The following is a 10,410-nucleotide window of genomic DNA, read 5'->3' on the forward strand; positions in this document are numbered from 1 at the left end:
AAATTTTTCGTTAAAATGTACAAAAGGGTAGGAGAACAATTATTTAATTTCTTTTTATGAGATATTTGTTAGCGAATGAATTAAAAGAGGGGTTAAATTAATATGTCCTGCTGACAGGGGATATTCACTCAGCAGGACTGTTTATTTACTCGTAATTTCAATTAAACAATAGTTTTTATTGCTTGCCATTTTTCCATTACGACATCTTCATCAAATGTACTAATGATTCGATAGTTTTCGTCATCTAAAATGCGGTAATGCTTGCTTAAAAGATTTTGCTGAAGTCGGTGGTGTTTATATTCGTCGATGTTCTTCCACCAAACATAACCGCCCATTGTTTTTTCACGTGGGGTAATGATGACATTATGTGCGGTAAGTTCAATGACTTCCATCGGGTCGCCGCCAATACGGTTTTGTAATGTTTCGCTATGACGGAAGAGGGCGCAGATCGCAATCGTCGTTGTCCAGTTTGCATAAGTACGCTCTTTCTCGATCTGTACGAGCGTCTTTTTCGAAATGCCTAAAATTTCGGCCATTTTATCTTGCGTGTAATTATTTTCCGTTCGGATAAGTTTCAAACTTTCCGATGTTATTTGAATGATAAAATCTCGATCCATCGAATCACCTCGTGTAATAATACACTAAATATAACATAATACTATTTTCATTTCGATGGATAGAAATGAAAAAAAGTAGCCTAAGCAAAATCACCTAGACTACATTCAATGAATAATTATTCTTCTTTTTCTTTTCCAAGTAGCTTGTTTGAAATGACCAGTCCGATTGCACCGATTATGATGAATGAAATCGAACGGATTAGAATGTCGAGTTCGGATAAGTCAAAGAATATCATCTTAATAATTCCGAAAAACAATAAGCCAATACCGACCATCTTCAGATTGCTATAATTTCGTCTCGCGGCAAGGAACAGTGCGAGACAAGCGAAGATGAAAATGAACACGGTATTCAGAATAACCGCCGAACTCCAGTTGATGAGATCATGAAAATTCATGAAGTTCGTTATACTGAAGATCCAAATAATCGAAATAATCATACTGGCAATTGTCAGCTGCTCTGTATAACGGCTGAAAAACGTTTTGTAGTTTTTATAAATCCACCCTTGTTCCCAGGAATCTGCAATAATTGCCCACAATAAGGCAAAATATAAAATGCGAACGATAAGGGCAACAATAACGGCGCGATCATCAACCCATACCGTAGAAAGTAAAACAAGTCCCGCAATTCCGTAAACCCCTGCTGCAAGCCATGGGAGAAGTTGACCGGCAATATCACGTTTGACAATCAAAACTGCGGCAAAGGCAAATGCGATCACACTGAAAGCTAAAAACGTTGTATAATGCTGCGGCATATACGCCCAGTCCAGTTTCCAAATATAAAGAAGACCGACTAAATACAATAGAGAAGGGTAGATATCTTCAAGTTTGAAAAGTCTCTTCTTTTCTTCAACCGGTGCACCTTTATACAGAAGCAGCACTTTATAAAGAACGACAAGCATCGCAATGACGAGAACAATGTTCAAATGCTTCAGTGAGAAAAATGGCTCCACTTCATAAAACATTAAAACGAAAAAGGCGAGTACAGTAAACGTAATGCCCTTAACCCATTTCATAAATAATATCGCATGCTTTACCGCAACAACCAGTCCGCCAAAAGTTACGACAATCATCAGTAGTAGCGTCATTTCACTTGAAATATTAAGCTGTGTAATAATATTCAGCAGTACAATTGCTGATAATGTCCCGAACATATCGATCAACAGTCGGTCCGCCCGCTTAAATACGATGTATAATGCACCAGCTACAATCGTTAAGAACAAAATAAGGGCGATTAGTAACGGGGTCTGTTCACGAGAAAGAATGCCGTTTACCAGTGACAACACAATGACAGTAAAAGTAAATAGTAAACTAGCATGGACTTTACTATTACTAGAATACAACCGTAAGAAACTTACGAGAAATAGACTGAAAACAGCAATGATCGCAAAGGCAAAAAATACGAGTCGTTCATCGTGGAATATCGAAACAACCGCCAGTGCTAAAACTGAAAAAACGGTCCCGATATAAAGTGCTTTTCGCTGTGTATGCTTCCAAATAACGATTTGTAGAACTGCGAACAGCAGCACGATGAAAATGCCGATAATGATTCCGCTGAATTGCATGTATTCGAGTAAATAAGGCAGTAATAATGACGTAAAGACAACGAGTACTGTCAATGCTTCATTTCCTTTAATAAAGCTGATGAATACCCCATAAACAATGTAAAGCAGTGCAAAAATCAGAGCCACATATAAACTAAGCACATCATATAAAATGGCCCCCGCAGCAGTTGTTAAAATCCCGACGATGAAGGCACCACCATACAGTGATAACGCGACAACCCGCGATCCTTTTTGTTTTTTCTCCATATAGTAGGCACATGCGCCAAGACCGATTGATAATACAAACCCGGCAATAATTTTGACGCTATCGGATAAGAAGCCGTAATCACTAACGAGTTTCAAACCCCAAAGGACACCGAGCACTAAAATGACCGTAAAAATTCGCGGTAATGCCCGAGTAAACAATTCTTCCAGTGACCGCTTTTCCTTTTCGGGAATAGGGTCTTCCTTAGGAACAGCAACCGTATTCGGTACAGATAGTTTTTCTCGTACAACAGGTTTTACCGTTTCTGTTTTAACAGGTACAACTTGCTCAACTTTCGCATGCTGCTTTAAATGCTGGACTTCTGTTTTTAATAAGCGTAATTCCTGTTCCAAAGCCGCAATCCGCTCCAGCATCTCTGAATCTCTTTCCACAAGATCACCTCTTTCAATAAAAGTAAAGATACTCTATTAGTGTAATTTTACACTTTTGTGCTGTGGAAGTAAATCGTTTTCGGAAAATTCATTTACCGTAAAGTTAATCTCTAAATAAAGGACGAGGAAATAGAACAAAAACTATTTATGAGAATGTCATGCATATTATTTATCTTTTAAACCTATAATTAAGTAATATAGAAATTAGTAAAATTAGTAGGGGGTAATATGAGCAATTTAATTATTTTTTCCATCATTTTTCTAATTGTCCTAGTAATTTTTATAAAGCTGTTTCGTTCCTTTACCGCACAATTATATATACGGAGCAGAATACGAAAAGGAATCCGGCAGAATTTTAAACAAATTAAACTAGCAAAAGGCAATAAGCAACTGCTTTTTGACGTATACAAAAGTGTTTATAATAACGCGACATCGAAACCAAATCGATTATTTGCCTCCAGAGACAGAGATAAATTTGAACTGAAAGCAAATACGGAATTAAATCGTATGACAAGAAACCCTTTTACAAAATTGTACGCAAGCCTATTAACCTATTCAAAAGGTTTGTTTACATGTCTTTTTCTTATTGCGACAATTCTTTCAGGCGGCATTTTGAAGGAGGAAGTAAAAGCCTCTTCATTGACATTGCCGACAGTTGACGAAAACATTCAATTAAAACTGAATGTTAACTTCGAGGATAAAATCGATCAGATCGTGACCAGCTTTATGCAAGGAGAAAATAAACTGCAAAGCTTCAATTTTCAGGATTTGGCGAATAAGAAAGTTGTTCCGGTTTATGACGTAAAAGATTTACCGCAGGCAGTGACAAATGTGGAGCAGTTAGGGCAGGCAATCGCACATCATATGTCACAGTTTGAACATCAGTTTACGGTGTACTATGAAGGGGATGTCTCCGATTTTGAAACGACAATAGATGAAGTATTTGCATGGCTTGAAGCAAATGAACCGTATTTATGGGCGGTCATGGGCGAGTTTTCAACACGTGCAAAATACTATGGCAATAAAGTTGAGTGGCATGCAACGGTTAACTATGATTTAACAGCAGAACAAAACGCCATAGTGCTTGGGAAAATCGATCAGATTATAAGTACAATTCCGGAGAACGCAACGGAATCCGATAAAGTGAAATTTGTGAATGATTATTTAGTCGTGCATACTGAGTACAACCTGAACAGTAAAGCAAATCCGCATACCCCTTATTCTGTTTTAATGAATGGGGAAGGTGTCTGTGAAGGATATGCATTAGCCGCGTTATTAATGTTTGAAGCGCTCGGTATCGAAGCAAAATATGTTGTCGGTAATGCAGGCGGACCACATGCCTGGAATTTGGTGAAATTGGATGGACAGTGGTATCACCTCGATACTACTTGGAATGACCCGGTTCCCGATCAGGGAGATCGAGTCCATTATCAGTATTTTTTAATTAGCGATGAAAAAATTTCAGATGACCATGAATGGATTAAATCCGATTATCCTAAAACGGCTGTAAATGATTACCTGTAAAAAATAATATTGACAAAAAAATGTATTAACCACATAATACACTTATTAGGTGTATGAAGTGCTTAATACATTTTTTTATGTATACTGTATTAAGGAGTTAGTACAGATTACGATTTGACGGATTTTTTTTGCAAATAGTGTACTAAGTGAGTAATACACGAAAGGAGCTGAACAAGGTGGATGTGAAATTCAATAACCGGGATCCTGTATACGTGCAGGTTATCCGTCATTTTAAGGAACAAATTGCAAAAGGTTCGTTTGCGCCAGGGCATGTCATCCCATCTAGACGGGAGTTGGCCAATCAGCTCAAAATCAACCCGAATACAGTGCAGCGTGCCTATAAGGAAATGGAGGAGCAGAAATTGATTTATACAGAAGGAAACATGCCAAGTTGCATTACGAAAGATGAAGCGGTACTAAAAAGTGTACGTGAAGAATTAATCAGTGAAGCGGTGCAAGTATTTATCAGTTCGATAAAATCAATCAATGCGCCACTTCCCGAAATAATGGAGCTCGTACAGAAACAGTATGAGGAGGCGGAGCATCGTGATTGAAGTTAAAAATGTTTCTAAAAAATATAAAAGAAAGCAAGTATTGAAAGATATGAGCTTTACTGCAGAAAAAGGGCAAATTACATGCCTGATCGGAATTAACGGTGCAGGAAAAACGACCATTATGAAATCTATCATGGCGCTCACTCCGATCGATCGTGGCGAAATTTTAATCGATGGAAAAAAAATCAGCAAAGATGCGTACGAAAAAATTACGTATATTCCAGACCGTCTGACAATGTCGCCAAACTATACAATTGCACAAAGCTTCGAGTTTATGGCCGATTTTTATAAAGTGTGGAATGAACAGCGGGCAACAGAACTTCTCGCATTTTTTCAACTGGATCCGAGCGATAAAATTTCAAGCTTATCAAAAGGGAACACGGCAAAAGTTAATTTACTGCTTGGCTTGGCATTGGATGTAGACTACATACTAATGGATGAGCCATTTTCAGGAATCGATATCTTTTCTAGGGAACAGATTGCGAATGTCTTTACGAGTCATTTAATCGAAAACCGAGGCGTCATTATTACAACACATGAAATTAATGATATTGAGCATTTAATCGATAAGGCGGTGCTTATTGGAGACGGCCGTGTATTAAGAGAAATGGATGTAGAACAAATGCGGGAAACAGAAGGCAAATCCGTAGTAGATGTAATGCGGGAGGTGTATGTCGGATGAATCATTATATAAAGCTCGTCAATTTTGAAGTGAAACGATTTAGTAAACTCTTTCTAGCTTTAATAATTGCGGTAGTAGCAGCCCAAATTTTCGGTGCCATTATCACGTCTTTACATTATGTAAGTAATGCGGAAACAACGATGCTGCGTGAACAAATGACAGTAAGCGACTATATACAAAACTATGGTGCGTATTCACTGCAGAACTTTTTATTTTCGGAATACTTCATACTATCCGTTGTATTTGCAGCAGCTTTACTTATGATTTATGTATTTTTTATTTGGTATCGTGACTGGTTAGGTAAATCATCGGTTATTTATCGTTTGCTCATGCTTCCTACAGCACGCAGAAATGTGTATTTTGCCAAATTAACAACAATTTTGCTTTTTGTTTTCGGTTTAACAGGAATGCAAATCATCTTACTGGAAGTTGTGAAACAAATTACTCAACAAATAGTACCTGACCAATTGTGGCAGGCTGACAGTGTAATTTATATTTATTCTACTGACATACTGAATTTACTGTATCCACAATCACCGTTATTATTTGTTTTCTATTATGTAATTGGCATTACAGCTGTTGCCGTAATTTTTACCTCTATATTATTTGAACGCAGCTATCATCTTAAAGGGATTTTCCTGGCATTAATCTATATTGTCATTTCAGTTGTCATTGTAATGGTTCCAGTAATCATTCAAACGATTACCGATTATTTTTATACGAATGAGATTTATTTAATCGTTACTGGGTTCAGTATTTTAACTACTGCCCTTGCGATTTATTTAGCAAATTATTTATTAAAACGAAAGATTAATGTGTAGAGGAGGGGAATTACATGAAAAAATATTGGCAACTTCTTTTAATTGCCGGAATCATCGTTGTAACATTTACTGTGCACTATATACAAGTAGTGAACGCAAAAGACAAAGAGTATGATTTTACGTTCGAAAAAATTTCAGGTGATGATAAATATATAGATTCATTGATGTTCGAAACAAGCGTTGAGTATGGGATAGGATACAATTTACTTCTTATTAGTAAAGATGAATCCACATTAATTGAATCTATTCATAACCGTACAGTGCCGATAATGTTTCAAAGACTTATAGATGAACATAAAAGCTTTATGCGCGGTAAAGCATTTATTGAAAATAACTATTTTGAGGACGAGACGAAGCTAATTTATATGAATGAACCTGAGGAAGGCTGGAAGATAAAAGAAGGGGACACATATAGTTATGAAGTTGATATACTGGATAAAGTGAAGGATGAAAAAACTTCATTTACTATCGAGTCACAACTGAAAAATAGATATAACTGGGTTTTTTATAATGACATTACGGTTGCTGATAATGAGCTTAAACTTATTGTAAAACAAATGGATAATGACGGAAGCGAAAAAATGTATCAAGTAATTATTGATTTGAAAAAGCAGCAGCTGCTGAGTGAAACTTTACTTGAAGAAGCAACAACGGATGATACGACAAGAAGAAGTATTGATTCCTACAATTCTTATTCGAATTTAGATCATGAAAAATACCACGTCTATTCTATAAATTCTTTTGATTTGAAAAGTCCTGAACAAGATATTTTTTCACGTCAGTTCAGCGCATTAAATACGGAAACGAATGAAATAACAGATATTCAGTTACCGGAAGGTTTAGATCAAAACATGCAAAGTATTGAAGTGGATGATAATTATTTAGTTATCGCCTATTCAACAAAAGAGGAAATAGTCATTTACAGATATAATATCGGACAGCAGCGATGGCTTGAACCTATTACTGTACCGTATTCTGAAAAAGTGTTAATTCCTGAATTTAATAGCACGGCTTCACTAAACGGAAAATTTTACGTCATGACAGAAGTGAATAACGATTTTGTACTCAAGATTTTTGATATTGAACAAGGTACATTATTATATGAAGGAAAACTTATCAATAATAATGTGAAACAAAAATATTATATTCACATAACTGATGTTTATGAATTAGAAAAGTAACTGAAAAGATTTTAAACTCAATGAATTTGGCTACCAACAGATTTTTGGAGTATATAATAGAAAGATACTTAATCGTGCATTTGCGGAAAATCTTTAAGATATTCCGGCAAGCCGTTATTAATTAACGCATTATCTTTAATTTAATTATTCCATTTCAATGGGTAAAGAAAAGAAATAAACTTAAATGCACATAGCAAATCCCGCTATCTTAAATGGTAGCGGGATTTTTTTGATCGCTTCAACTCTCAAAGAATATTATAGTCTTAAACAAATGATTGACTGAATATTCACATTTATTTACACTGAGGAAAATGAGGCGACATAGAGAGACAGCTAGAACTAGACAAAGGAGAGGGTATGTTGTGTTTAAATGGAAGAGCAAAGAGCAGTTAAGGCAATTATTATGTGAACTTGTACAAGTAAAAAGTGTTTCAGGTTCACAGGCAGAAAAGGAATTCCCTGATATTGTAGTGAATAAACTGTCGGAGCTGGCCTATTTCAAAGAAAACCCTGGCCATTTAAATCGAACATATTTGAGTGACGGGCGCAGTTTCATTAGCGCATTGGTCAAAAAATCTCCGAATACTAAAAAGACAGTTGTATTAATTAGTCACTTTGATGTAGTGGATGTACAGGACTACGGAAAATGGAAACAATATGCTTTTGATCCTGAGAAGCTAACGGAACAATTTTACTCGATCAAAGACGACTTGCCTGAAGCAGTGCAAGTTGATATGGAGAGCGGAAACTGGCTATTCGGCAGAGGGACAATGGATATGAAATGCGGGCTTGCCTTGCATATGTCCATTGTTGAGCGAGCGACGTTCGGAGAGTACGACGGCAACATTCTTTTATTGACCGTTCCTGATGAGGAAGTAAACTCTGAAGGGATGCGAGCAGCGGTTCCAAAACTTGTACAACTTCTGGAAGAGCATAATCTTGAATATACAACAATTTTAAATTCAGAGCCGATGTTCAGCAATTTTCCTGGCGATAAAAATAATTACTTCTATACCGGATCTATCGGAAAAGCATTGCCGGGCTTTTTATGCTACGGGAAGGAAGCCCATGTCGGGGAACCTTTTGGTGGATTGAATGCAAATTATATGGCATCGGTAATCACAGCTGAAATGGAATTAAATACGGATTTTTGTGAAAAGGTGGGCGAAGAAATTACACCGCCTCCTACGAACTTAATTTATCACGACTTGAAAACGGAGTATTCCACACAAATTTCACACCGGGCTGTGACGCTGTTTAATTTATTTTTATTTGAAAGAAGCATGACAGACGTTGTTTCATTGCTCCAGCAAAAAGCGATCAAAGCGGCAAATGAAATTGAACAGTCCTATATGAACAAAGCTACGAAGTACTCACAGCATACGGAGTTTACACCGCAAGAATTAAAAGTGAAGGTCATGACGTATGAGGAGAATTACGAATATGCGCTGGAGAAATACGGTGAGGAAAAAGTTGAAGGGCTTCTATCAAATCGTGACAGCGAAAAAGACGATCGGAAACGAACAATTGATCTAGTCGATCAATTAGCTGCGTTATGTAATGAACTGGCACCGATGATTGTCATTTTCTTTGCGCCGCCATTTTATCCTGCAATCAGTTCGGGCAAAAATGGACTCATCAGCAACCTTGTAAATGAGTTGAAGCAATACACGCATGAAACTTTTAATTTGGAGTTTACTATTCAAAACTACTTTGCCGGAATATCGGATTTAAGCTATGTAGGACTAAACTATGAAAACAGTTCGATTGCGTCGCTTATAAACAATATGCCGGTTTGGGATAAAGGCTACTCGCTGCCGATCGGGGATATGAAAAAGCTGAATGTACCGGTGCTGAACATCGGTCCGGTAGGGAGAGACCCGCATAAATGGACGGAACGGCTGGACGCGGATTTTGCATTTGAAACATTAGTCGGTCTACTGGATTTGACGATCGAAAAGTTATTCGCAGCGCATTACGAGGTGAATGAACAAATCGTGAGCAAATAATATTCTGCCTTTAACGTTTTAACGTTAGATTTATGTTACAGTGGGAATACTAACCGCCATATAGAGCGGAGTTGGAGGCTTATTATGACAAATACAGTAGACGAACTATTAGAATCGCTCGTGGCAGCGACAATAAATAATGAAGTGAAGTGGAGTAAAGGTACGGAAGCGCTGGAAGATGTTTTGGAAGAAGTATACGGAAACACGGAAAAGCTTTATTTCTTCTTTGATGAAGAAGAAGGTTCAAACATTGTATTAGCAACGTATCAATATTACGAAGGTGAAGTAGAAGCCGATGAATTTTTAAAAGAAGGCATGAGCCTATTTGTCATCGATGCAGATGATTTTGAGATTTTAAATGAAGTAACAGATGAAGATGCAGACGATGCAAAGTTATTTCCTGCTTTAATGGAAGCGATTGAAGAAGCGAAGTAAACTTTAAAGATATAACGGGTGTGGACAGTGTTTTTGGTCTTCCGTCAATATTTCGGACAAACGTTAAGAGACTTTTTTGCTACCGCCCTTCGGTTGCTCTGCTTTTCATCCCTCCATGCCCAGACCTGGGCATGGAGGGATGAAAACCCTGTAAGAGAACTTTATGAGGCATTTTGACAAACGATATATGACTCCACGCTCTTTCTTGCTTCTTTTTTGGATTCGAAACGGTGACGATAGATCCATTCTTTTTTGATTGTGGCGTGGAAGGATTCAATACACGCATTGTCATAGGGATCTCCTTTACGACTCATGCTAATTTTAATCCCATGTTCTTTTAAAGTTCTTGTATAGCTTGTGGCACAATATTGTGCGCCTCGATCTGAATG

10 protein-coding genes are annotated in these 10,410 nt (G+C 37.2%); 7 read left to right on the forward strand and 3 right to left on the reverse strand.

Annotation, left to right across the window (positions count from 1 at the left end; all coding sequences use genetic code 11):
* Window positions 1-161 precede the first annotated feature (161 nt).
* Both CBM15_RS18870 and CBM15_RS18875 read right to left on the reverse strand, forming a co-directional pair.
* Complete coding sequence (locus CBM15_RS18870) at window positions 162-617, reverse strand: helix-turn-helix transcriptional regulator (RefSeq protein ID WP_087618661.1); 456 nt, start codon at window positions 615-617, stop codon at window positions 162-164.
* Window positions 618-733: 116 nt separating this feature from the next.
* On the reverse strand, window positions 734-2,815 hold the full coding sequence (locus tag CBM15_RS18875; RefSeq protein WP_087618662.1) for a DUF2339 domain-containing protein: 2,082 nt from the start codon (window positions 2,813-2,815) through the stop codon (window positions 734-736).
* Between the two features lie 228 nt (window positions 2,816-3,043).
* Between CBM15_RS18875 and CBM15_RS18880 the strand changes: the two genes are divergently transcribed.
* The 7 genes from CBM15_RS18880 to CBM15_RS18910 all read left to right on the forward strand — a co-directional run bounded on the left by CBM15_RS18880 (window position 3,044) and on the right by CBM15_RS18910 (window position 10,021).
* A complete protein-coding gene (locus CBM15_RS18880; protein ID WP_087618663.1) occupies window positions 3,044-4,339 on the forward strand; it encodes a transglutaminase domain-containing protein in 1,296 nt (431 codons plus the stop codon).
* A 176-nt stretch (window positions 4,340-4,515) separates the two neighbouring features.
* Window positions 4,516-4,893 (forward strand): GntR family transcriptional regulator, encoded by a 378-nt coding sequence (locus CBM15_RS18885; RefSeq protein WP_008406052.1) that lies wholly within the window; start codon window positions 4,516-4,518, stop codon window positions 4,891-4,893.
* Complete coding sequence (locus CBM15_RS18890; protein ID WP_087618664.1) at window positions 4,886-5,575, forward strand: ABC transporter ATP-binding protein; 690 nt, start codon at window positions 4,886-4,888, stop codon at window positions 5,573-5,575. Before CBM15_RS18885 ends, CBM15_RS18890 begins: the two co-directional genes overlap by 8 nt.
* Window positions 5,572-6,396 (forward strand): hypothetical protein, encoded by an 825-nt coding sequence (locus tag CBM15_RS18895; RefSeq protein ID WP_087618665.1) that lies wholly within the window; start codon window positions 5,572-5,574, stop codon window positions 6,394-6,396. Before CBM15_RS18890 ends, CBM15_RS18895 begins: the two co-directional genes overlap by 4 nt.
* Before the next feature lie 14 nt (window positions 6,397-6,410).
* On the forward strand, window positions 6,411-7,577 hold the full coding sequence (locus tag CBM15_RS18900) for a hypothetical protein (RefSeq protein WP_087618666.1): 1,167 nt from the start codon (window positions 6,411-6,413) through the stop codon (window positions 7,575-7,577).
* 362 nt (window positions 7,578-7,939) lie between these two features.
* Window positions 7,940-9,586, forward strand: coding sequence for a M20/M25/M40 family metallo-hydrolase (locus tag CBM15_RS18905; protein WP_087618667.1), 1,647 nt, complete (start codon window positions 7,940-7,942; stop codon window positions 9,584-9,586).
* A gap of 84 nt (window positions 9,587-9,670) precedes the next feature.
* A complete protein-coding gene (locus CBM15_RS18910; RefSeq protein ID WP_008406042.1) occupies window positions 9,671-10,021 on the forward strand; it encodes a hypothetical protein in 351 nt (116 codons plus the stop codon).
* Window positions 10,022-10,182: 161 nt separating this feature from the next.
* Here CBM15_RS18910 and CBM15_RS18915 read toward each other — a convergent pair.
* Window positions 10,183-10,410: integrase core domain-containing protein (locus CBM15_RS18915; RefSeq protein ID WP_140405575.1), on the reverse strand; the 228-nt coding region annotated here is incomplete at its 5' end.

This window comes from Solibacillus kalamii, assembly GCF_002174535.1.
Classification (GTDB): domain Bacteria; phylum Bacillota; class Bacilli; order Bacillales_A; family Planococcaceae; genus Solibacillus; species Solibacillus silvestris.